At 67.9% G+C, this 23,589-nt stretch carries 17 protein-coding genes and 3 pseudogenes; 10 read left to right on the forward strand and 10 right to left on the reverse strand.

The genetic code is table 11. The features are described from left to right. Window positions 1-4: 4 nt before the first annotated feature. Window positions 5-3,724 (reverse strand): multifunctional oxoglutarate decarboxylase/oxoglutarate dehydrogenase thiamine pyrophosphate-binding subunit/dihydrolipoyllysine-residue succinyltransferase subunit, encoded by a 3,720-nt coding sequence (locus IT882_RS03985; RefSeq protein ID WP_195694079.1) that lies wholly within the window; start codon window positions 3,722-3,724, stop codon window positions 5-7. A 175-nt stretch (window positions 3,725-3,899) separates the two neighbouring features. Between IT882_RS03985 and IT882_RS03990 the strand changes: the two genes are divergently transcribed. The 3 genes and pseudogenes from IT882_RS03990 (at window position 3,900) to IT882_RS04000 (ending at window position 7,878) form a co-directional block, all read left to right on the forward strand. Continuing rightward, entirely contained in the window at window positions 3,900-5,354 is a 1,455-nt protein-coding gene (locus tag IT882_RS03990; protein ID WP_195693264.1) for a GuaB1 family IMP dehydrogenase-related protein, read from the forward strand. Window positions 5,355-5,489: 135 nt separating this feature from the next. Beyond that, a pseudogene (locus IT882_RS03995) lies at window positions 5,490-6,814 on the forward strand (hemolysin family protein). Next, the gene (locus IT882_RS04000; RefSeq protein ID WP_195693265.1) at window positions 6,811-7,878 is read left to right on the forward strand and encodes a hemolysin family protein; all 1,068 of its coding nucleotides are present in this window, start codon (window positions 6,811-6,813) and stop codon (window positions 7,876-7,878) included. Before IT882_RS03995 ends, IT882_RS04000 begins: the two are co-directional and overlap by 4 nt. A 27-nt stretch (window positions 7,879-7,905) precedes the next feature. On the opposite strand, the gene IT882_RS04005 is transcribed toward IT882_RS04000, so the two are convergent. Next, window positions 7,906-8,982, reverse strand: coding sequence for an NADH:flavin oxidoreductase/NADH oxidase (locus IT882_RS04005; RefSeq protein ID WP_195693266.1), 1,077 nt, complete (start codon window positions 8,980-8,982; stop codon window positions 7,906-7,908). A gap of 401 nt (window positions 8,983-9,383) precedes the next feature. On the opposite strand from IT882_RS04005, the gene IT882_RS17030 reads away from it, so the two are divergent. From IT882_RS17030 to IT882_RS04020, 3 genes are read left to right on the forward strand one after another with little or no spacing between them, the layout of a single operon-like run. Next, window positions 9,384-9,833, forward strand: coding sequence for an NAD(P)H-hydrate dehydratase (locus IT882_RS17030; protein WP_324253919.1), 450 nt, complete (start codon window positions 9,384-9,386; stop codon window positions 9,831-9,833). A gap of 47 nt (window positions 9,834-9,880) precedes the next feature. Further along, window positions 9,881-11,167: a hypothetical protein gene (locus tag IT882_RS04015; RefSeq protein ID WP_229382290.1), complete on the forward strand. Its 1,287-nt coding sequence runs from the start codon at window positions 9,881-9,883 to the stop codon at window positions 11,165-11,167. Continuing rightward, entirely contained in the window at window positions 11,164-11,472 is a 309-nt protein-coding gene (locus tag IT882_RS04020; protein ID WP_195693267.1) for a thiamine-binding protein, read from the forward strand. Before IT882_RS04015 ends, IT882_RS04020 begins: the two co-directional genes overlap by 4 nt. 19 nt (window positions 11,473-11,491) lie before the next feature. Here IT882_RS04020 and metX read toward each other — a convergent pair whose 3' ends face one another. Continuing rightward, on the reverse strand, window positions 11,492-12,697 hold the full coding sequence (metX, locus tag IT882_RS04025; protein ID WP_195693268.1) for a homoserine O-acetyltransferase MetX: 1,206 nt from the start codon (window positions 12,695-12,697) through the stop codon (window positions 11,492-11,494). A gap of 160 nt (window positions 12,698-12,857) precedes the next feature. Continuing rightward, window positions 12,858-14,180: a bifunctional o-acetylhomoserine/o-acetylserine sulfhydrylase gene (locus IT882_RS04030; protein WP_195693269.1), complete on the reverse strand. Its 1,323-nt coding sequence runs from the start codon at window positions 14,178-14,180 to the stop codon at window positions 12,858-12,860. Window positions 14,181-14,307: 127 nt separating this feature from the next. Here IT882_RS04030 and IT882_RS04035 point away from each other — a divergent pair, with 127 nt between their 5' ends. Beyond that, a complete protein-coding gene (locus IT882_RS04035; RefSeq protein ID WP_195693270.1) occupies window positions 14,308-15,084 on the forward strand; it encodes an SDR family oxidoreductase in 777 nt (258 codons plus the stop codon). 1 nt (window position 15,085) lies between these two features. Here the strand turns inward: IT882_RS04035 and IT882_RS04040 are convergent, their stop codons facing one another. Continuing rightward, window positions 15,086-16,594, reverse strand: a complete 1,509-nt coding sequence (locus IT882_RS04040; protein ID WP_195693271.1) for an MFS transporter — start codon at window positions 16,592-16,594, stop codon at window positions 15,086-15,088. Between the two features lie 63 nt (window positions 16,595-16,657). On the opposite strand from IT882_RS04040, the gene IT882_RS04045 reads away from it, so the two are divergent. From IT882_RS04045 to IT882_RS04055, 3 genes are read left to right on the forward strand one after another with little or no spacing between them, the layout of a single operon-like run. Beyond that, window positions 16,658-17,158 (forward strand): phosphoribosyltransferase, encoded by a 501-nt coding sequence (locus IT882_RS04045; RefSeq protein ID WP_195693272.1) that lies wholly within the window; start codon window positions 16,658-16,660, stop codon window positions 17,156-17,158. A 3-nt stretch (window positions 17,159-17,161) separates the two neighbouring features. Then, the gene (locus tag IT882_RS04050) at window positions 17,162-17,860 is read left to right on the forward strand and encodes a uracil-DNA glycosylase (RefSeq protein ID WP_195693273.1); all 699 of its coding nucleotides are present in this window, start codon (window positions 17,162-17,164) and stop codon (window positions 17,858-17,860) included. A 9-nt stretch (window positions 17,861-17,869) separates the two neighbouring features. Then, entirely contained in the window at window positions 17,870-18,508 is a 639-nt protein-coding gene (locus IT882_RS04055; RefSeq protein ID WP_195693274.1) for a GNAT family N-acetyltransferase, read from the forward strand. Here the strand turns inward: IT882_RS04055 and IT882_RS04060 are convergent. The 5 genes and pseudogenes from IT882_RS04060 to IT882_RS04080 form a co-directional block, all read right to left on the reverse strand. Then, complete coding sequence (locus IT882_RS04060; protein ID WP_418887767.1) at window positions 18,441-19,289, reverse strand: ABC transporter ATP-binding protein; 849 nt, start codon at window positions 19,287-19,289, stop codon at window positions 18,441-18,443. The two genes, IT882_RS04055 and IT882_RS04060, sit on opposite strands and share 68 nt — an antisense overlap. Beyond that, entirely contained in the window at window positions 19,286-20,083 is a 798-nt protein-coding gene (locus IT882_RS04065) for an ABC transporter ATP-binding protein (RefSeq protein ID WP_195693276.1), read from the reverse strand. Before IT882_RS04065 ends, IT882_RS04060 begins: the two co-directional genes overlap by 4 nt. After that, window positions 20,080-21,026: pseudogene (locus tag IT882_RS04070) on the reverse strand (ABC transporter permease). Before IT882_RS04070 ends, IT882_RS04065 begins: the two are co-directional and overlap by 4 nt. Continuing rightward, window positions 21,023-21,972: pseudogene (locus IT882_RS04075) on the reverse strand (ABC transporter permease). Before IT882_RS04075 ends, IT882_RS04070 begins: the two co-directional pseudogenes overlap by 4 nt. 87 nt (window positions 21,973-22,059) lie before the next feature. Further along, window positions 22,060-23,571 carry an ABC transporter substrate-binding protein gene (locus IT882_RS04080; protein ID WP_195693277.1) on the reverse strand — a complete coding sequence of 504 codons (1,512 nt, stop codon included), beginning with the start codon at window positions 23,569-23,571 and terminating at the stop codon, window positions 22,060-22,062. Window positions 23,572-23,589: the final 18 nt, after the last annotated feature.

A 23,589-nucleotide genomic window follows, 5' to 3' on the forward strand; every position in this document is an offset into this window, starting at 1 on the left:
ACGTTCAGAGGGTAAGCGCCTTCTGCATGATCTCCGCCTGCTCAGCGGCATGCACCTTGGGGGAGCCGGTTGCCGTGGATGCCGCAGCAGCCCGCGACACGCGACGAATCGTCCGCCCATGCAGGTGCTTCACCACTTCCAGGGCGATGAAGGGCCAGGCCCCCTGGTTCTCCGGCTCGTCCTGCACCCACACCAGCTCGGCATTCGGGTACTCGTCGATGACCCGGTTGAGGTCGTCGACCGGAGCTGGATAGAACTGCTCCAGCCGCACCAGGGCGACCTCGGGGTTCGGGTTCTTCTCGAGTTCCGACTTCAGGTCCCAGTGGATCTTGCCCGAGTGCAGGAGGACGCGCTTGACGGCGCTCTTGTCGATCCCGCGGTCGTCGTCGAGTACCGGCTGGAACCGGCCACCCACGAAGTCCTCGACCGGGCTCGTCGCACCGCGCAGGCGCAGCATGGCCTTCGGCGTGAAGACGATCAGGGGGCGCCGCGGGCGCGCGTACGCCTGGCGGCGAAGAAGGTGGAAGTAGGATGCCGGCGTCGACGGGCGTGCCACGATCATGTTGTCCTGCGCGCACATCTGCAGGTAGCGCTCGATGCGAGCCGACGAGTGATCCGGGCCCTGACCCTCATACCCGTGCGGCAGCAGAAGCACCACGCTTGACTGCTGCCCCCACTTCTGGTCGGCGGACGAGATGAACTCGTCGATCACCGACTGGGCGCCGTTCGCGAAGTCGCCGAACTGCGCCTCCCAGAGGACGAGAGTGTCGGCGCGCTCGACCGAGTAGCCGTATTCGAACCCCATCGCGGCGTACTCGCTCAGGAGGGAGTCGTAGATCCAGAACCGCCCCTGTGACTGGGAGAGGTTCACCAGCGGCAGCCACTCCTGACCGTTGGCGCGGTCGTGGAACACGGCATGCCGCTGCACGAAGGTTCCGCGCCGCGAGTCCTGGCCGACCATCCGGACGTTGGTGCCTTCGACGAGGAGGGAACCGAACGCGAGGAGTTCGCCGAACGACCAGTCGATACTGCCGTTGCGGCTCATGTCCTGGCGCTTGTCGAGCAGCTGCTGCAGCTTTTGGTGAACCGTGAACCCGTCGGGCTTGTTGACGAAGGCATCGCCGATGAGCTGAACGACATCGCGCGAGACGCCCGTCGTCTCCGGCTCGCCGATGGTGTCGATCGTGCCCGTCATCGGCGCGCTCGCGACCTGAGAGGATCCGGTCTCGGCGGCGTGCGTTTCGGCGAAGGCTTGCTCCAGGCGATCCTGGAAGTCCTTCTTGGCTTGCTCGTACTGCTCTTCGGTGATGTCACCGCGACCCACGAGGGACTCGGTGTACAGGCGGCGCACGGATCGCTTCGCCTCGATGAGGTTCGTCATCAGCGGCTGGGTCATCGAGGGGTCGTCGCCCTCGTTGTGTCCGCGGCGGCGGTAGACCACCAGGTCGATCACGATGTCGCGGTGGAATCTCTCGCGGTAGGCGAAGGCGACCTGGGCGACACGGACCACGGCCTCGGGGTCATCGCCGTTGACGTGAAGGATCGGGGCTTGGATGGTCTTTGCGACATCCGTCGCGTAGACGGAGGTGCGGCCATCCTGGGGCAGGGTGGTGAAGCCGACCTGGTTGTTGACGACGACGTGCACCGTGCCGCCCGTGCGATAGGCGCGCAGCTGAGACATCTGGAGGGTTTCGACCACGATGCCCTGGCCGGCGAAAGCGGCGTCGCCGTGAATGAGGATCGGCAGCCACGTGAACGAACCCAGCGGCAGCCGGTCCTGCTTGGCGCGGGTGATTCCCTCGAGAACACCGTCGACGGTTTCGAGGTGCGAGGGGTTCGCCGCCAGGTAGACCGGAAGCTCCTCGCCGCCGTCGGCGACAAAGGTGCCTTCGGTTCCGAGGTGATACTTGACATCGCCCGAGCCGCGCTTGGAACCGATGGCGACGCGTCCCTCGAACTCGCGGAACACCTGTCCGTAGGTCTTGCCGGCGACGTTGGTGAGGACGTTCAGTCGCCCGCGGTGCGCCATTCCGATCGTGGCCCCGTCGAGCCCCGTTTCGGCAGCGCCCTGGAGGATTTCATCCAGCAGCGGGATGAGGGACTCGCCGCCTTCGAGGCTGAACCGCTTCTGACCCACGTACTTGGTCTGCAGGAACGTCTCGAAGGCTTCGGCTTCGTTGAGCTTGCTGAGGATGCGCAGCTGCTCGTCGTGTCCGGGCTTGGTGTACTTGACCTCGAGGTTCTGCTGGAACCAGGCTCGCTGCTCCGGGTCCTGGATGTGCATGTACTCGATGCCGATCGTGCGGCAGTACGAGTCGCGGAGCACACCGAGGACCTCGCGCAGCTTCATGATGCGCTTGCCGCCGAAGCCGTTCGTGACGAACTCGCGGTCGAGGTCCCAGAACGTCAGCCCGTGCGACTCGATCTCGAGGTCGGGGTGCGTGCGCTGCTGGTATTCGAGCGGGTCGATGTCGGCCATGAGATGGCCGCGAACGCGGTAGCTGTTGATCAGTTCCTGCACGCGAGCGGTCTTGTCGATCCGCTCGGCGATGTCGACGTTGATGTCGGCGTTCCAGTGGATCGGAGCGTAGGGGATGCGCAGCTCGGCGAAGATGTCTTCGTAGAAGCGGCGCTCGCCGATGAGCAGCTCATGGATCTTCTTGAGGAACTCTCCCGAGCCGGCGCCCTGGATGACGCGGTGGTCGTACGTGCTCGTGAGCGTGATCGTCTTGCCGATCGCCAGTTCGTTGAGCGTCTTCTCGCTCGCCCCCTGGAACTCTGCGGGGTACTCCAGCGCGCCGGCGCCGACGATGCACCCCTGTCCCTTCATGAGGCGGGGAACCGAGTGCACCGTGCCGATGCCGCCCGGGTTGGTCAGCGAGATGGTGGTGTTCTGGAAGTCCGCCGCGGTGAGCTTGTTCTTGCGGGCGCGGGAGACGAGGTCTTCGTAGGCCGACAGGTATTCGGCGAAGGTGAGGGTGTCGGCGTGCTTGATGCTCGGCACCAGCAGCGCTCGCGTGCCGTCGGGCTTGGGGAGGTCGATCGCGATGCCGAGGTTCACGTGGGCCGGGGCGACCACTGAGGGCTTCCCGTCGACCTCTGCGTAGAACACGTTCTGGCTGGGGAACTCGGTGAGGGCACGGATGATGGCCCACCCGATGAGGTGCGTGAAGCTGACCTTGCCGCCCCGCGTACGCGCCATGTGGTTGTTGATCACGATCCGGTTGTCGATCATGAGCTTGGCGGGAATCGTACGAACACTCGTCGCGGTGGGAACGGTGAGGGACTCGTCCATGTTCGCGGCGAGGGCCTTCGGCATTCCCTTGAGGGCGGTCACCGTGTCTTCCGACGGGGTTGCGTCTGAGGCGGCGCGCGCGGTGTCGGGAGCTTGCGCGGGAATCGGCTGGGCCGAGGCGGGACGCGCCGTGGTGCGGGCGACGGGCTGGGAGCCGATCACCGGTGTCGGCGCCGTCACCGGGTGCGCGTCATCCGACGGGGGCTTGGATCCGGGGGCCGCGCTATCGCCAGATGTGGCAGCGCTATCGCCGGACGCCTTCGCGCCGTTCTCGGATGCGGAGTGGTAGGCCTCGAGCACCGGCCACCAGGCCTTGTCTACGGAGTTGCGGTCTTGCCGGAACTGCTCGTAAAGCTCTTCGACGAGCCACTCGTTGGCACCGAACTCGCTTTCGTTCGACACTCCGACGCCGGTCACCTGACTCGACACGTTAGATCGCCCGCTTTCGTCACGATTGTCGTCGCGGACCGTCGTCGTCGCGCCCGCTTCGTTCAACACACCAGCGTAGTCCGTCTCGACACCCCGGCAGGCCATCAGAACCCTGAGCTGCGCCGCGAATTGGTCACGATTCCGCTGAGATCATCGACCGGTAGGCTTTGCGCACATGGAGTTCTACGGTGATGCGCCGGCCTTCGATCTGACGTACTCGGACGTCTTCCTCGTTCCTCGCCGATCGGGGGTCGGCAGCCGACTCGAGGTCGATCTCTCTCCGCGTGACGGAACCGCAGCGACCGTGCCTCTGGTCTCTGCGAACATGAACTCGGTCACGGGGCCGCGCCTGGCCGCGACGCTCGCCCGCCGGGGCGGACTCGGAGTCCTGCCGCAGGACCTGCCGTTGCAGGAGCTCGACGCCGCGATCCGCTGGGTCAAAGATCAGCCGGTCACGTGGGACAGCCCGCTGGTGCTTCCCCCCGATGCAACGGTGGCGGAGGCGACGACCCTGCTGCCTCCGACGGAGGGGTACGGCGTGATCGTCGCGCCGCCCGCCGACCGCCTCATGATCGAAGCCGTCCAGGGCATTGTGACGGCCGTCCGCCTCGGATCGGCCCTCCCCGATGCGCGTCTGGGCGATCTCGCGCGCGGCCGGCCCGCATCCGTGGATGCCGATGACATCGAGTCCGCGCGGCACGCCTTCGATGTCATCGTCGCCGCCGACGCCGAGATCGTCTGCGTCGTCCACCACGGGCAGGTCGTGGGCACGCTGTCTCGCCGGAGCGCCCTCCGCGCCACGCTGTACCAGCCCGCCGTCGACCGAGACGGTCGCCTCATCGTTGCCGCCGCCGTCGGTATCAACGGCGATGTCGCGGGCAAGGCGCGCGCGCTGGTCGCAGCCGGTGTCGACGTGCTCGTTCTCGACACCGCGCACGGCCATCAAGAGGGGATGCTCAGCGCACTGCGAACGGTGTCCGCCCTCGATCTTGGCGTACCGCTTGTTGCGGGCAACGTCGTCACGAGCGCGGGTGTCGACGATCTCGTTGCTGCTGGCGCGAACATCATCAAGGTCGGTGTCGGACCTGGCGCGATGTGTACGACACGGATGATGACCGCGGTCGGTCGCCCGCAGTTCTCGGCGGTCCATGAAACGGCCCTGGCCGCCCGTAGTGCCGGAGCTCACGTGTGGGCGGACGGCGGGGTGCGCTATCCGCGCGATGTTGCGCTGGCACTGGCAGCCGGTGCGGCATCCGTCATGATCGGCTCCTGGTTCGCCGGGACGATCGAGGCGCCCGGGACTCTCCAACGCGACGCCGCCGGCCGCCTCTACAAGGAATCGTGGGGGATGGCGTCGACGAAGGCCGTGCAGGCGCGCTTCGGTCGCTTGGATGCCTACGAGCGCGCTCGCAAGGAACTGTTCGCGGAGGGGATCTCCTCGTCGAAGATCTACCTCGATCCGCAGCGACCGGGCCTCGAAGACCTCATCGACATGATCACCTCCGGCGTCCGATCATCGTTCACGTACGCCGGTGCGGCATCCGTGCCCGAGTTCCACGAACGGGCCCTCGTCGGCCTGCAGTCTGCGGCCGGCTACGAAGAGGGCAAAGCGCTCCCGGTCAGCTGGTGACCGCTCGCGCGTGCGTGAGGAAAAGCTCGTCCCGGGGCTGACGTTCCACCGGTAGACTCGTGCCACGATGGACGACCCTCCGAGTTGCCGACGATCGCCCCACCGACCCGCACTCCTGACCGGGGGTGATGCGTGATGGAGTTCATCATGCTGGGGGTGGGGCTCCTCCTCACCATCGGAACCGGACTGTTCGTCGCCAGCGAGTTCGCGCTGGTCAATCTCGATCGCGCCGACCTCGAGGCGCGGCAGGCCGCCGGTGAGACGCGACTTGCGCTGACGATCAGTGCGCTGAAGATCACCTCGACGCACCTCTCGAGCGCGCAACTGGGCATCACCCTGACCACGCTGCTCACCGGTTACACGATGGAGCCGGCGATTTCGAGCCTGCTGCGACCCGTGTTCCTCGGGTGGGGCTGGCCGGAGGCCGTCATCAGCCCGCTCGCTGCGATCATCGGTGTCGCGATCGCCACCATCTTCTCGATGGTGATCGGTGAACTCGTGCCGAAGAACTTCGCGCTCGCCGTGCCACGACAGACCGCGAAGCTCGTTGTGCCGTTCCAGACCGCCTTCACGACCGTGTTCCGCCCCGCGATCGTCGTGCTCAACGGAAGTGCCAACGCCTTCCTTCGCGCGGTGGGGATCGAGCCCAAGGAGGAGCTCTCGGGTGCGCGTTCGGCCGAGGAACTGTCGAGTCTCGTGCGCCGCTCCGCCAGCGCTGGCGTCCTGGAACAGGACACCGCCTCGCTCCTGGACCGCTCCCTCACCTTCGCGCGCCTCACGGCCGCCGATGTCATGACGCCGCGTCCGAGCGTTCACGCGCTGGGCGCCGATGACTCCGTCGAGGATGTCATCCAGCTCGCGCGCTCGACCGGTCACAGCCGCTTCCCCGTCTACGAGGAGTCCATGGACGACATCGTCGGGATCGCGCACCTGAAGGCGGCCGTGGCAGTGCCGCGTGGCAAGCGGGGAACGGTTCCCGTCGCGGCGATCGCGACCGAGCCGCTTCGCGTGCCCGAAGCGGTCCACCTGGACGCTCTGCTGTCTGAGCTTCGGTCGCGCGGCTACCAGATGGCGATCGTCGTCGATGAGTACGGCGGCACCGCCGGCGTCGTCACGCTCGAAGACCTCGTGGAAGAGATCGTCGGCGAAGTGCTCGACGAGCACGACAGGCGCCGCACCGACATCGTCCGCATCGACCGTGACGTCGTCTTCCCCGGGACCTGCGGCCGGACGAGGTCCTCGACCGGGTCGGGATCCGCATTCCCGTGGGCGACGTCTACGACACCGTCGGCGGCTACCTCATGAGTGAACTCGAGCGCATCCCCGTCGTCGGCGACACTGTCGCGCTTCCGGAGGGTGCCCTCGTGGTGGAGCGGATGGCGGGTCGGCGCGTGGACCGGGTCAGGTTCGTCCCCACCGCGCTGCCCGGTGAGGACGCCGCCGAGGAGGTGCTGTCGTGAGCGACTGGGCAGGCCTCGCATGGCTGGTCGTCCTGTTGGTGGCCAACGCCTTCTTCGTCGGCGCCGAGTTCGCGGTCATCTCCGCGCGGCGATCGCAGATCGAGCCGCTGGCTGAGCGCGGCTCCCGTGCCGCCAAGACCTCGCTGTACGCCATGGAGCACGCAACGCTCATGCTCGCGACCTCGCAGCTGGGCATCACGATCTGTTCGCTGCTGATCCTGAACGTCTCGGAGCCGGCGATCCACCATCTGCTGGCGGTTCCCCTGGAGCTGACCGGACTGAGTTACGCGGTCGTGGACGTCATCGCGTTCGTGATCGCCCTCGTGCTCGTGTCGTACCTGCACGTCGTCTTCGGTGAGATGGTTCCGAAGAACCTGGCGTTCTCGGTACCCGATCGTGCGGTGCTCATGCTCGCGCCTCCCCTCGTGTGGGTATCGAAGGTCTTCCACCCGGTCATCGTGACGCTCAACTGGATCGCGAATCACATCGTGCGGCTGTTCCGCGTCGAACCCAAGAACGAAGCGACGTCGACCTACACCCTCGAGGAGGTCGCGACCATCGTGGCGCAGTCCCGCATGGAAGGTGTGCTTGAGGACACTGCCGGGACGGTTGCGGCAGTCGTCGAGTTCACCGAGAAGAAGGCGAGCGACATCGCGGTGCCGCTCGCCGACCTTCTGACGCTGCCGCAGAACACGACCCCGAAGCAGATCGAGCGCGCTGTCGCGAAGAACGGATTCTCGCGCTACGTCATCGTGGATCCGGCGGGCATTCCGCTCGGTTATGTCCACCTCAAAGACATCCTGCGTGCTGCCGAGGGCGAGGATGCCGCCACCGACGTCATCCGGCCGATCGACCCCGCCCGCATCCACCACATGGTGCCGGTGACCGAGAACACCGATCTTGAGGATGCCCTCGCTCTCATGCGCGAGCAGGGGCGTCACCTCGCTCAAGTGCGGGATGCCGGCGGCACCATCACGGGTGTCCTGTTCCTCGAGGATGTCATCGAGGAGCTCGTCGGCGAGGTGCAGGACGCCACCCGCCGCGGATGGCGCAACGAGCGATAGCGGCCGGTGATCGGGCGCGCTGGGTGATCAGGCTCGCTGGGTGAGGCGGGCGCGCTCGTACTGCGGTGGCCAGTAGCCGATGTCGGCGCCGAGCTCGGCCCCGGCGCGGAGCGCGAAGTGTGGATCACGGAGCCACTCGCGTCCCGCCATGACGGCATCCGCCGCGCCCGAGGCGAGGATCTCCTCGGCTTGCGTGCCCGTCGTGATCAGGCCCACCGCGCTCACGGGGACCCCCGCGCTCTCGCGAACTTCGCGGGCACAGGGCACCTGGTAGCCCGGACCGACAACCACCCGCTGATGGGCGACGAGCCCGCCGCTGGAGATGTCGATGAAGACGGCGCCGTGCTGAGCCGCCCACCCGGCGACAATGGCGGTATCGGCGACGCCCCAACCGCCGTCTGCCCAATCGGTCGCCGAGAACCGCACCATCACGGGAGCCGTCGGTGCGGCATCCCGGACCGCGTCGATCACCTCGAGAAGCAGCCGGGCGCGGTTCTCGAGCGACCCGCCGTACTCGTCGGTGCGGTGATTCGACAGCGGTGAGAGGAACTCGTGCAGGAGGTACCCGTGCGCGGCATGCACCTCCAGCACGTCGAAGCCCGCCTCGACGCTGCGACGGGCCGCTGCTGCGAAGTCGGTGACAACCGTCGCGATCCCTGCCGCATCCAGCTGCTCGGGAACGGCGTAGCCCTCGTAGGCGATCGGTGAGGGCGCGAGCGCGTGCCAGCCGCCGTCGGCTTCAGACACCGACCCGCGACCCGCCTTCAGCGGTGACCACGTCGACGCTTTGCGCCCCGCGTGAGCCAGCTGGATGGCGGCAAGAGCGCCTCGTGCGCGGATCTCGGCAGCGATCGGCATCCAGGCATCCCGCTGCTCATCGTTCCAGATCCCGGTGTCGTCGGGACTGATCCGCCCCTCCGGGCTCACCGCCGTGGCCTCGGTCATGACCAGGCCCGCACCGCCGGTGGCAAACGCACTGAGATGCGTGAGGTGCCAGGTGTTCGGCATCCCGTCCGTCGAACTGTATTGGCACATCGGCGCGACCCACAGACGGTTCCGCGCTCGCAGCGAACCGATCTCGACAGGGGTGAACAGCAGACTCATCGATACTCCGGAGGTAGGGTTGCTCGCATGTTGCGGTCATGGCTGATGGACGACGCGCGACGCGTCCTCGGTATGCCAACCGCCGCTGACGACAAGTATTCCCGCGGCGTGGTGGGTCTGCGGACCGGATCCCGGCACTTCCCCGGTGCCGCGGTGCTGGGTGTGGAGGGCGCGTGGCGCACCGGAATCGGCATGGTGCGGTACCTCGGCCCGTCGCGGCCGACCCGGCTCGTGCTGGCACGGCGCCCCGAGACCGTCACAGCTGACGGACGCGTACAGGCGTGGGTGATTGGTTCGGGCACGAGCGCGGAGGACCGCACGGATGCCGAGACGCAGGCGCTGCGCACGATCCTCGGGGGAGCGATCCCGTCATTGTCGATGCGGGAGCCCTGGACCTTGCGGTGTCTGCCACCGCGCCGATCGTCGTCACGCCGCATGCCGGCGAGCACGCGCGGCTCCGCTCCGCGCTCGGACTCGACCCCGACACCGCTCGGAGCCCCTCGAGCGCGGCAGAGACCGCTGCTGCGCTGGGCGGCGTGGTGCTGCTGAAGGGGGCGACGACCATCGTGGCCTCACCCGAGGGCGGGGAATGCGCGATCGAGGCGCCGACATCGTGGCTTGCAACGGCTGGAACCGGGGACGTGCTCGCCGGCATTCTCGGCGCCGTCACCGCCAGCGCCGCAGGCCGCGGTGCGTCAGTGTCCCTTGCCGCGTGCGCCGCGACCGCGGCCTGGCTGCACGGTCAGGCAGCGCAGGCCGCGTCGGATGCCGTCGGCGGCGGGCCCATCACGGCGCTCGATGTCGCTGAGCACCTCCCCGCCGTCGTGGGTCGGGTCCTCACCGCCCCGTAGACCGCCGGCTGACGGGGCGGTCGCAGCGGCTTCCGTAGGATGGTGCCGTGGCACGTCGGGGTTGGCTGTGGGTGGCGTTCGCCCTGGTACATGGTTTCGTCGCGGTAGCGGGCTATCAACTGCCCCACGCGCCGATGGGCGATGTGTACCTGGTGTACGAACCGTGGTCGGGGTGCGCGCTCGGCCTGATGGATTATTGCGGAGCGTCGGGACGCGAGATCGTCGGGATCACCGAGCCGTGGGTGTATCCGATTCTTGCCCTCGTTCCCATGCTCGCGGCCTGGCTGTTCGAGGCTGCGGTGTCGTATACGCCGGCCTGGGCCATCGTCGTGACACTCGTCGACGCGGTAGCGTTCGCCGTGCTCCTCGGCGACGCGCGATCGCGCGGCCGCGCGATCGCTGCCGCGTTCTGGCTCACGTTCATGGTGGCGCTCGGCCCGGTGGGGCTGTACCGCCTGGAAGGCATTACCGTTCCGCTGGCGATCATGGGATGCGTGTGGCTGATTCCCCGGCCGTGGCTTGCCTCGGCGCTGCTGGCCGTCGGCACGTGGATCAAAGTGTGGCCCGCGGCCTTGCTGGCAGCAGCCGTTGTCGCGGTGCGGCGTCGGCTCGCGATCGTCGGCGGTGCCGTCGCCGTCTCGGCGGCGACGATCGCCGTGGTGCTCGCCCTCGGCGGCGGACGGTATCTGTTCGGGTTCATCACCGACCAGACCGGCAGGGGACTGCAGATCGAAGCGCCGGTGTCGGCCGTATACCTGTGGTTCTCGGCTCTCGACGTCTTCGATTCCCAGGTCTACTACTCCAGCGACCTGCTCACCTTCCAGGTCACCGGCCCGGGTGTGGACGCGGTGATCGCGGTCATGACGCCGCTGCTGGCGGCATCCGTGCTGGCGCTGCTGCTGCTCGGGCTGTGGGGGGTGCGCCGCGGCGCCCACATCGTGCGGCTCTTCCCGGCGCTGGCCTTCGCGCTCGTCCTCGCCCTCATCGTCGTCAACAAGGTCGGCTCGCCCCAGTACATGACCTGGATCGTCGCGCCCCTGGTCTACGGACTCGTGGTCGATCGTGCGACCTGGATGCGGCCCGCGGCGTTCGCGGTTGCGACGGGTCTGCTGACACAGATCGTCTACCCGATCTACTACAACTTCCTCATGACCGACCACCCGGCGTGGGGCGTCGTGGCGCTGCTCACGGTGCGAAATCTCGCCCTCGTCGCGTTGTTCGTCTGGGCGGTCATCCATCTCGCGCGAGTCGCCCGCGGCGGAGGGCCCGGCAGTGCGGGTCGCGTATCCTCGCTCAGACGCTCCACCTCCGTCGTCGAAAGGTCCCCCTCATGATCGTTGCTTTCTCCGTGGCCCCCAGCGGGACCGGTCGCTCCGACGGCTCCGTCCACGACGCCGTCGCGGCAGCCGTGCGGATCGTTCGGGAATCGGGCCTGCCGCACCGCACCTCCTCGATGTTCACCGAGATCGAAGGGGAATGGGACGAGGTGTTCGCGGTCGTGAAGGCCGCGACCGAGGCAGTGGGCGCCTACGGTTCCCGGGTCTCGCTCGTGCTCAAGGCCGACATCCGGCCCGGGTACACCGGGGAACTCGAGGGAAAGCTCGAGCGCCTCGAGAAGGCGATCGACAGCGCGGACTGACCGCGCCGGGTCGATTGCGTCAGCTCTCGAGGAGCCGGCGCAGGTGGGCGCTGACGGTCGGCGTTTCGATGAGGAAGCCGTCGTGGCCGTAGTCGCTCGTGATGATCGCCGCCTGATCGCCGTCGAGGCTCGTGCGGATGCCGCGGGCTATCCGATGCTGTCCCTCGATGGGGAAGAGCCGGTCACTGTCGATACCGACCACGAGCGCTGTGGCGCTCACACGAGCCAGGGCATCCTCGATCCCGCCGCGATCCCGGCCCACGTCGTGCGAGTTCATCGCTTCGACCAGGGTGATGTAGGTGTTGGCGTCGAAGCGGCGCGTGAAGCGGTTGCCGTGGAAGTCGAGGTACGACTCGACGGCGAACCGACCTCCGTTGCCCAGGGGGCTGACCTCGGACTGCCAGGAGCGCTGGAAACGCTGGTTGAGCTCGGTGGGGGAGCGGTAGTTCAACAGCGCCATGCGCCGGGCAAGCGCCAGTCCGCGATGGGGTCCGTCGCCGTCCGCCGCGTCGTAGTACTCGCCGCTCTGGAAGCGCGGGTCGACGCGAATCGCATCGAGTTGCACGGAGTTCAGAGCGATCTGATCGGCGGTGTTCGCGGGGGGAGCAGAGAGCACGGCAACGCGCGCGAGGCGGTCGGGATACTCGACAGCCCACTCGAGCGCGTGCATTCCGCCCATTGATCCGCCGACGACGGCCGCCCACACGTCGATGCCGAGTGCATCGGCGAGTTGCCGTTGGGCGTGCACCTGGTCGCGGATCGTGAGGTACGGGAACCGCGCCGCCCACTCGTATCCGTCGGGCGCGATCGTCGCCGGACCCGTCGACCCCTGGCATCCGCCGAGCATATTCGGCGCGACGACAAACCACCGGTCGGTGTCGATGGCGCTGCCGGGGCCGACGATGCCGTCCCACCAGCCGTCGGTCGGATGCCCCGGCCCGGCGGGTCCGCGGACGTGCGAGTCCCCGGTGAGAGCGTGGAGGATGAGGATCGCGTTGTCGCGCGCGGGGGAGAGTTCACCCCAGGTCTCGAACGCGAGGCGATAGGCGGGGAGCTCGGCCCCGCCCTCCGTGCGAAAAGCCCCGAACGCGGCAAAGTGGCGGTCACCCGGCGGGTCGCCGTCACGCCAGGCGCCCGTCGCCGGGGGCCTGCCCAGGAGCAGGCGCGCGTCGGCTTCGGTCACGGGCGATGAGGGCACCGTGTCTTCCGAGGTCTGCCAGTCCATTCGCCCATTCTCTCGGTTCTCGCGCAGCATCCGTCGCAATATGACGACCCCACGTCGGATTCGCCTCGTGCGCTCAGCGTTCAACGCCGAAGGGTCGCAACACGCCGGTGGATCTGCGATCCGTACGGCGTGTTGCGACCCCTCGGGTGCGCGGCGAGGCTCAGGCGTTCGCTGCGGCGCCGACGCTGCGAGCTGCGGCGAGGGCCTGGGCGAGGTCGGCCTTCAGGTCGTCGACGTTCTCGAGCCCGACCGACAGGCGAACCAGGCCCGGGGTCACGCCGGCCGTGAGCTGCTGCTCGGGAGTGAGCTGCGAGTGGGTCGTGGATGCCGGGTGGATGACCAGCGAGCGCACGTCGCCGATGTTGGCGAGGTGGCTGAACAGGCTGAGCGAGTCCACGAACGCGCGACCGGCGTCGACACCGCCCTTCAGCTCGAACGAGAGCACAGCACCGACGCCCTGGGGCGCATAGGAGTTCGCGGCGGCGTACCACGGCGAGGTCGGCAGGCCCGAGTAGTTCACGGTTGCGACGTCATCCTGGTTCTCGAGCCACTCCGCAATCTCCTGCGCGTTCTGCACGTGGCGCTCGATACGCAGCGACAGGGTCTCGATGCCCTGCAGCAGCAGCCAGGCGTTGATCGGCGAGATCGCCGAGCCGAGGTCGCGCAGCAGCTGAACGCGCGCCTTGATGATGTAGGCCAGGCCGTCGCCGACAGCCGTCGTGTAGGACGCGCCGTGGTACGAGGGGTCGGGCTCGGTGAGGCCGGGGAACTTCTCGACGTTCTGCGACCAGGCGAACTTTCCGCCGTCGACGATGATGCCGCCGATGGTCGTGCCGTGACCGCCGAGGAACTTCGTCGCCGAGTGGATGACGATGTCGGCGCCGTGCTCGAGCGGACGGATGAGGAACGGCGTCGCGATCGTGTTGTCGACGATGAGCGGAACACCGTTCTCGTGGGCGACGGCGGAGACCGAACGGATGTCGAGGACGTTGATCTTCGGGTTGCCGATCGTCTCGGCGAAGAAGAGCTTCGTGTTCGGACGCACCGCGCGGCGCCACTCTTCGGGGTCGTCCTGGTTCTCGACGAAGGTCGTCTCGATGCCGAGCTTGGCCAGCGTGTACTTGAAGAGGTTGTAGGTGCCGCCGTAGATCGAGCTCGACGAGACGATGTGGTCGCCTGCCTGCGCGATGTTCAGGACGGCGAAGGTCTCGGCCGCCTGCCCCGAGGAGACCAGGAGTGCGCCGGTGCCGCCCTCGAGCGCTGCAACGCGCTGCTCGACGACATCCTGGGTCGGGTTCTGGATGCGGGTGTAGATGTTGCCGAACTCGGCCAGCGCGAACAGGTTCGCGGCGTGGTCGGCGTTGTCGAACACGTACGACGTCGTCTGGTAGATCGGGGTCGCGCGCGACTTCGTGACGGGGTCGGGCGCCGCGCCGGCGTGGATCTGCTTGGTCTCGAACTGCCAGTTCTGGGCCTCGGACATGATGTGCTCCTCGAATCTGTGGGGACGGTCGGCGGGTCGACCGGCCACAACCGAGAGTACGAACACCAGCCGATGTCAACAACAACGGGGAAATGTGACGTAACACTCGGCCCGCTAGCGTGGGGGAATGACCAGACGTGCTGTGGTGACGGGAGCGAGTTCGGGAATCGGCGCGGCGACGGTACGCCGCCTCCGCTCGAGCGGGTGGGACGTCGTCGCCGTTGCCCGTCGCGCCGACCGTCTCGCCGAGCTGGAGCGTGAGACCGGGGCCGTCGCCTTCGCGGCAGATCTGACGACGGATGCCGACACTGACGCCCTGTGTGAGTTTCTCGCCGCGTCCGGGCCCGTGCACGCCGTCGCCCACATCGCCGGCGGCGCCCGGGGCACCGACCGGGTCGAGGATGGCGACGCGGCGGACTGGAGCTGGATGTACGACGTGAACGTTCTGGCGGTGCAGCGCCTGACGCGAGCGGTGCTGCCGCAGCTACGCGCGGCCGCGGCATCCGATGGTCATGCCGATTTGCTCTTCGTGACCTCCACGGCCGCGCAGGCAGCCTACCCGGGCGGCGGCGGATACAACGCCGCGAAGGCTGCCGAGTCGATGCTCGTGCATGCTCTTCGTCTTGAGCTGAACGGCGAACCGCTACGGGTCATCGAGGTCGCCCCCGGGATGGTCTACACCGAGGAGTTCACGCTGAACCGCGTCGGTGGCGACCGGGAGCGTGCCGCGGCGGTCTACGACGGCGTGCAGGATCCGCTCACCGCTGTGGACGTCGCCGACGTCATCGGCTACGCGCTCGAGGCTCCGGGGCACGTGAACCTCGACCTCGTGACGATGCGACCGGTCGCTCAGTCGGCGCAGCACCTGCTCGCCCGGGGACCGCTCCGGCCCCGCCTCTCGTAGCTCAGGTCACCTGCGCGCTGCCCCGGGTCGCGTCCAGCTGGCTCGTGTCGGTGTCGGCGAAGGCCACCTTCGGAACGAACAACAGCAGCAGCGCGGCGAGGAAACCGCCGCCGGCGCAGATGGCCCAAACCGCGAGGTAGCCGCCCAGGGACGCCGCGGTCTCGCTTGCGACGGCGCCCGCACCGGCAGCCAGGAGCACACCGAACACGGCCGACGCGAAGGCACCACCCACGGTCTTGGTGGTGTTGGTGAGGGCTGAGGCGATCCCCGTCTGTCCGCGTGGCGCCGCCGCAGCGGCTGCGGCGGGAAGCGCCCCGACAAGGGCTCCCGAGCCGAGGCCCGCGATCATCAGGTTCAGCAGCACCTGCCAGAGCTCCAGATGGAACGGCAGGAACAGCGTGTACCCGATGCCGACCAGAAGGGAGGCACCGATCAGGATGAGCCGAGGGTTGGCTCGACGCGAAAGGACGGCGAAGACGATCGCTCCGATGATGAGAGAGAGCAGATACACGCCGATGACGTAGGAGCGCTGCGAGGCAGAGAGCCCCAGCCCGTAGCCGAGCGACGAGTCGGTACCCGCGTACGTCGACAGCGGACCCTGCGCGCCCAGGAGGCTGATTCCCACGAGGAATGCGGTGGTCTGCACGGGCCACATCTCGGGTCGGCGCAGCACACGGATGTCGATCGCGGGGTCGTCCTGGCGAAGTTCGAAGCGGACGAACCAGACGAAGACGGCAAGGCCCGCCGCGAAGAGGGCAACCACCCACCACCACGCGTTCTGGCCGAGGTCGAGCTGCGGGATCATGCGCATGTAGACCAGTGCCCCGGTCACCAGCAGCAACCCCCAGGTCAGCAGCACGAAGCCCCAGGTGTCCAGGCGTCGGCCGGGCGTCGGCTCAGACTCGGGGACACCGAGCCAGATGACGCCGGCGATGAGGGTGACCGCGATCGCGGGAATCATCATCGTGACGGTGAGATCACCGCCGGTGGCTTCGAAGATCGCGCCCGCGGCCAGGGCCCCGGCGATCGCGCCGGCCTGGAGCCCCACGACCAGGAGCCCGGCTGCGCGGCGGGTCGAGGAGACGCCCCGGTTCTGGCGGCGACCGCGCTCGAAGATGAGCGCCACCTCGAGCGGCAGCCACACGACGTAGAACCCCTGCAGCGCCCACGCGATCAGGAACGTCCAGAAGTCACCGGCAAAGACGAGCCACCAGCTGGCGCCGGCCGTGAGGATCGACGAGATCAGCAGGATCCGCTTGTGCCCGTACATGTCGCCGAGCTTCGCGAGGATGGGAACGACGATCGCCGAGAGCAGCAGCTGGGCTGCCTCGAACCAGTTGACATCCGAATCGTGGATGCCGAGGTCGATGACGATGTCGCTGAAGAGCGGAACGTAGTAGCCCTGGATGATGCCGCTGACGAATTCGACGAGGATGAACCAGCCGATCAGCCCTGCAGTGATTCCCAGGCCCGTTCCGCGCAACCGGTCGAGGGCGGATGCGGCGGGCATGCCCGCGAGAATAGCACCGTGCTCGCGCCTAGTCTGGTGCGGGGGCAACCGAGAGGAGAACCGGTGACGACCGAGCGGGAAACGTTGACGTGGCAAGGCTTCGGAGATGCGACGCGCGACCTGTCCCGGACCATCGTGGCTGACGGGTTCATGCCCGAGGTCGTCGTGGCGATCGCCCGCGGTGGGCTTCTGCCCGCCGGAGCGATTGCCTATGGCCTCGGTATCAAGAACTGCGGGGCGATCAACGTCGAGTTCTACACCGGCATCGGCACGGTCCTTCCCGACCCCGAACTGCTCCCGCCTGAGATGGACATGGCCTACCTCGACGGTCGACGCGTTCTGCTCGTGGACGATGTTGCCGACAGCGGCCGCACGCTCGATCTCGCGGTGCGCCTGTTGACCGACCGCGGGGCGATCGTTCGCAGTGTCGTCATCTACACGAAGCCGACGACGATCATCCGCCCGGACTGGTCGTGGAAAGACACCTCCCGCTGGATCGACTTCCCCTGGTCGTGGCAGGGATCGGTGCTCGATGAGGATGCCGCGGTAGCGGAGCGCGCCTGAGCCATGGCGATGTCCCTGCCCGAACTTGCCGACGCGGGTCTGATCGATCCCGGCTGGGCTGATGCGCTCTCGCCTGTCGCTGACCGGATCGCGGGCATCGGTGAGCGCCTTCGGGGCGAGGTCGCGGCGGGTCGGCGCTACCTCCCGGCGGGTGATCGGGTTCTCCGTGCGTTCGCGCGCCCGCTTGCGGATGTTCGGGTCCTCATCGTCGGCCAGGATCCGTATCCGACGCCGGGTCACCCGATCGGCCTCTCATTCGCGGTCGATGCGCACGTGCGTCCGTTGCCGCGGAGTCTTGCGAACATCTACCGGGAACTCCAGGATGACCTCGGCATTCCGCCGGCTGCGCACGGCGATCTGTCGGCCTGGAGCGATCAGGGTGTCATGCTGCTGAACCGCGTCCTGACGGTCTCGCCGGGCTCCCCGGGATCGCACCGAGGCTGGGGATGGGAAGCGGTCACCGAGCACGCGATCCGCACCCTTGCAGCCCGAGAGCAGCCGCTTGTCGCCATCCTCTGGGGCAGGGATGCCGCCAATCTGCGGCCGCTGCTCGGATCGGTGCCGATCATCGAGTCGCCGCATCCGTCGCCCCTTTCGGCGAGTCGAGGTTTCTTCGGCTCGCGCCCGTTCTCCCGAGCCAATGAGCTCCTCCAGCAGCAGGGTGCGCAGCCGATCGATTGGCGCGTCGAGCGGCCCGCGTAGGCTGATCTCATGCTGGAAGAGGAGTACGAGAAGAAGCGGCGGCTTCCCTTCCATCTGCGTCGGCGTCCCGAGCCCGAGGGCCCGTTCACGTACGTCATCCGCCCTGCAGAAGAGCGGGACATCCCCGACATTCGCGAGATCTACAACTACTACGTGCGCAACTCGGTCGTGACCTTCGACGAGAAGGTGTGGTCGATCGCGCAGTGGCGAGAGAAGTTCGCCTTCCTCCGCAAGCTCGACCTGCCGTTCCTGGTCGCGCAGTCACCGACCGGTCAGATCCTGGGATATGCCCTCGTGCAACCCTGGGCCGGGAAGTCCGCCTATCGCTACACCGTGGAGAATTCGATCTACCTCGGCCAGGCTGCCGCGGGCAAGGGACTGGGGCGAGCGCTCCTGGAGGCGCTCATCGATGCCTGCCGTCAGAAGGGCATCCGCGAGATCGTCGCCGTCATCAGCGACAAGGGAGCCGAGGCATCCGTCGCCCTTCATGAGCGGCTCGGTTTCACCGAGGTGGGCCGGATGGGTCGGGTCGGTTTCAAGTTCGGCCGCTGGCTCGGAACGATCTACCTGCAGAAGTCGCTCAAGCCGGCGGGGAAGGGCTGGTTCCGTCGCGGTCCGGGTCTGCGCGAGCCTCCCTCGGGGGAGTGATCGACGGGATCGCCGCGAGGAGTGCACGCGTGTAGTCAGCCCGCGGTGAACGGAGCACCTGCGAGGTCTCGCCGCGCTCGACGATGCGTCCGTCCTTCATGACGACAACCTGGTCGCACAGGTTCTGCACGACGCCGATGTCGTGGGAGACCATGATGATCGTCATCCCCTCCTGGTCTCGAAGCCGCTCGAACAGGGTGAGGATCTGGGCTCGCACCGTGACATCCAGCGCCGAGAGTGGCTCGTCTCCGACCAGCAGACGCGGGCGGTGCACGATCGCCCGCGCGAGCGCTATTCGCTGACGCTGTCCACCCGAGAACTCGTGCGGGAACCGGTCGGCTGCCGCGGCATCCAGCCCCACCTGGGTGAGAACCTCGCGCACCCGCGCTCGCCGGTCTCCGGTGATGCCGAGCGCCCACAGCGGCTCGCCGACGATGCGTCCGACGCTCATCCGCGGGTCGAGCGACGCGTAGGGATCCTGGAAGATGATGCCCGTTTCGCGGCGCAGCCACCGCAGCGACGTGGCAGAGGCCGACGCGTCGACCTCGCGGCCATCGATGTGAACCGATCCCGAGGTCGGTCGGTCCAGGCCCAGAAGGAGCCTGACGAGCGTGGACTTGCCCGACCCGGACTCGCCGATCACACCGAGGGCGTGCCCCTTGTCGAGCGCGAGATCGACAGCATCCAGCGCCGTCGTGGACACCGGCTTCGTAAACAGCCGCGTCGGCGGGTTGCGGTGGCGGCGGGTGAGGGCGTCGGCGCGGACGAAGGCGGACATCATGCGTTCCCACCGGGGTTCTCGCCGCGCCAGAGCGTCGCTGTCGCGTCGCGCAGCAGTCCTTGCGTGACAGCCGCGCGGGGAGCGCTCAACAGGCCAGGCACATCGCCAGCTTCGACGACGCGTCCGCGCTCGAGCACGACGGCGTGGGTTGCTACCTGCGCGAGAACAGCGAGGTCGTGGGTGATGAACAGCAGCGACATGTCCTCGTCGGCCGTGAGCCGGTGCAGGAGACCCAGGATCTCGGCCTGAACCGTGGCATCGAGCGCCGTTGTCGGTTCATCCGCGATGAGCAGGCGCGGCCGGCACGCCAGTGCCATGGCGATGGCTACCCGCTGCCGCTGGCCTCCGGAAAGCTGGTGCGGGTAGCGGCGGACGATGCCCTCGGGATCGAGGAGCGCGACGCGGGCGGCTTCGGCAATCGCGCGCGCTCGCAGTTCGGGGCCGCGCACGCGCTCGTGGATCCGGACCGACTCGGCGATCTGTCGCCCGACGGTCCGGATCGGATTGAGCGCGGTGAGCGGGTCTTGGAACACGATTCCGATCTCGTCGCCGCGCAGCGCAGCGATCGCGCGATCGCTGAGGCCGAGGATCTCCTGCCCCTGCCACCGGACGCTCCCCGATGCGGAAGCGCCCTCGGGCAGGAGCCCCATGATTGCCAGTGCCGTCAGGGACTTCCCGGACCCGGACTCGCCGATGAGCCCGACGGTGCCGCCGGCGGGTACCTCGAAAGTGACCCCGTCCACCACGCGGAGTCCGCCGATGTCGATCGTGAGGCCCTGAACCTCCAGGCTCATGAGACCACCTCCGGCATATGCGTGCGGGATGCTCGGGCGGCGCCGGACCTGGATGCGAGAGTGGGGTCGGAAGCCTCTCGGATGCCGTCGCCGAGCAGATTCAGTCCGAGCACCGTCACTGTGATCGCAAGCCCTGGCCAGAGCACGGCGAGCGGGTACACCGTGAGGTATGTCTGAAGATCTTGGAGTAGGACACCCCACGAGGGTTCGGTGACGGGAGCGCCGAACCCGAGGTAGGACAGCCCGGCTTCGGCGAGCACCGCGACGGCCATGGCCCACGACAGTTGCACGATGAACACGGGTGCAACGTTCGGGAGCAGATGACGCCAGAGGTTCTGCGTCGGCGTCAGGCCCGCCGCGGTTCCGGCGATCACGAAGTCGCTGTGCATGACGCGGCGCAGCTCGGGCCGAGTGACGCGCGCGATGTTCACGCCGAAGCCGAGGCCGACAGACCAGATCACGACCCAGAGCGAGCCGCCCCAGACCGCGGAGATCATCATCGCTACCAGCAGCACAGGAAACGCGATGAGGATGTCGATAACGACCGCAACCGATTCGCGCACCCATCGCGTTGTGAGGGCTCCGAGCGATGCGAGCGCAACTCCGATGATCGTTGCGATCACGGCCGACCCGAGCGCAACCCACACCGTGGTACCGGCTCCCGCCATCACGAGGCTCAGGATGTCGCGTCCCGCACCGTCCGTGCCCAGGAGGTGCGGCCAGCTCGGGGAAGCCACCTGTTCTGCACGTCGACCTGTTGCGGGTCGAACGGCGTCCAGATCCGGGCGCAGAGCGCGACCAGGACCAGGGCGAGGACGACGCAGATTCCGAAGCGCCCCGTGGGGACCGCCCACACGCGGCGCAGCCATCGGGCTCGCGGCCGCGCCGGCCGACGGTCACGCGGTGCGCCCGAGGCCGTGATGGCCGAGTCTGCCGGCGTCATACGCTCTCCCGCTGCCGAGGGTCGAGGACCCGGTGGAGGAGGTCGACGAAGAAGCCGACGATGAGCACAAAGGCGGTGAGAGCGAGCAGCTCACCCTGGACCTTCGGGAGGTCTCGTGCGCTGACGTCGGCCACGAGCATCCGACCGATGCCCGGGAGGGAGAAGAGCTGCTCGATGATGACGGCGCCGACGATAATGCCGGCCACCTGCAGCCCGAGCACGGTGATGACCGAGAGGCCGACGTTCGGCAGCCCGTGACGGATGAGTGCTGTGGTGCGGGTCAGGCCCTTGGCCGCTGCGGTGCGGACGTAGTCCTGACCGACGGCTTGGAGCGTCGCACTGCGCACGAAGCGCAACAGCATCGCCCCCTCGACGACGCCGATCGTGATGGCCGGCAGGATCAGCGATCGCACCGCTGCGGCGGGATCGGCCCATCCGGCCCGGGGAAGCCTTGCGCGGGGAGCCAGCCGAGCCACACCGCGAAGATCACAACGAGGATCATCCCCGCCCACACCACCGGAACGGCGGCCAGTGTCTGGGCGCTCACGCTCATGATCGTGCCACGGCGGTGCCCGCGCCAGATCGCGGAGGCAACGCCCAGCGGCACGCTGAAAGCGATGGCGATACTCAGCGACAGGATGCCGAGGGGCACCGTGACCTGCGCTTTCTGGACCAGTTCATCCGCGACCGGCGTGCCGGTCAGCAGCGACGTGCCGAGGTCTCCGCGGAGCACACCGCCCATCCAGTCGAGGTATTGCACGAGCAGCGGCTGGTTCAGCCCCAGCTGCTCGCGGATGCCTTCGACCTGCGCGGGAGTGCCGTTGGTTCCCGCGATCAGCTGAGCGACATCCCCGGGAAGGACTCGAAGCGTCAGGAAGATGATCGCGCTTGCCACCGCGAGGCCGACCACCAGCAGCCCGAGCCTCGTGACGACGTACCGGGTCATGTGCCGCTCCGGATGAGCGACCCGGGCTGCGCCGCGCGGTCAGGCGACGACGGTCGGCGCATCACGAGGGCCTCGTCAGCGCTCGCCTCAGCCCGCGATCTTGGCGAGGTCGGCGAGGTTGAGTCGTTCGTTGACGTTGATGGAGGGCATCCCGGTGATGCCCGTTCCGACAGCGACGATCGAGGCGCCGTTGTAGAGCCAATCCGCTGCAGCGTCTTCGGAGACGATCCGAGCGGCTTGGGCCAGCAGCGCAGCGGCTTCAGCCTCGTCTGTCGCGGCCAGGGACTCCTGGTAGAGCTCCTGGACTTCGGGGCTGTCGTACGTGAAGTAGTAGTCCGGGTTTGCCCAGTTCTCGAAGTCACGGGCCTCGGTGTGCAACACGAAGCTGAGGTCGTAGTCCTTGTTGACGTACACGTCGTTGATCCAGGTCGGGAAGTCGACGCTGTTCACTGTGAGGGTGATGCCGACCTCGTTGAGATCCGAGACGAGGATCTGCGGGATCGTCGTGGGGTAGAAAGACGGGATCGTCAGCGTGAGGTCGAGGTCCTCCGCTCCGGCCTCGGCGAGCAGTTGCCGTGCGGCATCCTGATCGTACGGGGCGACATCCGACAGGTCCTCGTAGCCGGGGTCGAGCTCGGGGATCGGTCCGTACAGTGTCTGGCCGGCGCCGAACGCATCGGTGAAGGCGGAGTGGTCGATCGCCTGGCGGATCGCTTGGCGCACGCGCTGGTCAGCAAGCGGGCTGCCGGGAGACTGGTTCATCGCCAGCGTTCCCTTGTCGGTCGACTGTCCGAGCACTACTTCGAATCCGCCGTCCGCCTGGATCTGTTCGGTGAAGTTCGCATCGAACCCGGTGACGACATCGACTTCGCCGGCAAGCGCCGCGTTGAGGGCCGCCTGCGTCTCCGGGATGTAGTCGAAGACCACTTCGGCGGCCGCCGCCGGGTCGCCCCAGTATGCGTCGTTGCGGACGAACGTGATCGAGTCGCCCTGTCGCCACGAGTCGAGCAGGAACGGGCCGGTCCCGTTGGCGGCTGTCGCGTAGTCGACAGTGTCGCCCTCCTTGAGGATCAGCCCGGCGCGCCCGGTGAGGTTCCACAGCAGGCTCGAATCCGGCTCCGAGAGGGTCAGCGTGATCTCCTGCCCCTCGGCGGTGATCGAGGCGATGTTCGCCAACCGACCCGACTCCGCCCACTCGGGGGTGTCACGCCTCGTGGTCAGCGACCACACGACATCCTGCGGCGTCAGCTCCTGGCCGTCGCCGAAGGTCACGCCCTCGCGCAGCGTGAAGGTGTAGGTGAGCCCGTCCGCCGACACGTCGTACTTCTCCGCGAGAACCGGAACGATGTCCTGTTCCGATGTGCGACCGACAAGCCCCTGGTAGACGTTGTCGATGAGGATTTGATCGAGGGCAGCGCCCGCCGTCTGCCGGATGTCGAGATTCCCCGGCTCCAGCACGAGACGGATCGCCACCGAGGCATCGGGGTCAGGTGCCCCCGTCGGCGTCGGTGCGGTGTCACTGCTGCCGGTGCAGGCTGTCAGAACGAGGGCGCTCGCGGCGAGCAAGGCCGACGCGGCCAGAGCGGTGCGGCGGAACATGGGAGTCCTTTCCGGGGG

The organism is Microbacterium schleiferi (genome assembly GCF_015565955.1).
GTDB lineage: Bacteria > Actinomycetota > Actinomycetes > Actinomycetales > Microbacteriaceae > Microbacterium > Microbacterium schleiferi_A.

Bases quoted from the DNA above. Each gene is read 5' to 3' on its own strand.
- IT882_RS03990 (WP_195693264.1), top strand. From the start codon at position 3,900: ATGGAGTTCTACGGTGATGCGCCGGCCTTCGATCTGACGTACTCGGAC.
- IT882_RS04005 (WP_195693266.1), bottom strand. From the start codon at position 8,982: ATGAGTCTGCTGTTCACCCCTGTCGAGATCGGTTCGCTGCGAGCGCGG.
- IT882_RS04020 (WP_195693267.1), top strand. From the start codon at position 11,164: ATGATCGTTGCTTTCTCCGTGGCCCCCAGCGGGACCGGTCGCTCCGAC.
- metX (WP_195693268.1), bottom strand. From the start codon at position 12,697: ATGGACTGGCAGACCTCGGAAGACACGGTGCCCTCATCGCCCGTGACC.
- IT882_RS04030 (WP_195693269.1), bottom strand. From the start codon at position 14,180: ATGTCCGAGGCCCAGAACTGGCAGTTCGAGACCAAGCAGATCCACGCC.
- IT882_RS04035 (WP_195693270.1), top strand. From the start codon at position 14,308: ATGACCAGACGTGCTGTGGTGACGGGAGCGAGTTCGGGAATCGGCGCG.
- IT882_RS04040 (WP_195693271.1), bottom strand. From the start codon at position 16,594: ATGCCCGCCGCATCCGCCCTCGACCGGTTGCGCGGAACGGGCCTGGGA.
- IT882_RS04050 (WP_195693273.1), top strand. From the start codon at position 17,162: ATGGCGATGTCCCTGCCCGAACTTGCCGACGCGGGTCTGATCGATCCC.
- IT882_RS04055 (WP_195693274.1), top strand. From the start codon at position 17,870: ATGCTGGAAGAGGAGTACGAGAAGAAGCGGCGGCTTCCCTTCCATCTG.
- IT882_RS04060 (WP_418887767.1), bottom strand. From the start codon at position 19,289: ATGATGTCCGCCTTCGTCCGCGCCGACGCCCTCACCCGCCGCCACCGC.
- IT882_RS04065 (WP_195693276.1), bottom strand. From the start codon at position 20,083: ATGAGCCTGGAGGTTCAGGGCCTCACGATCGACATCGGCGGACTCCGC.
- IT882_RS04080 (WP_195693277.1), bottom strand. From the start codon at position 23,571: ATGTTCCGCCGCACCGCTCTGGCCGCGTCGGCCTTGCTCGCCGCGAGC.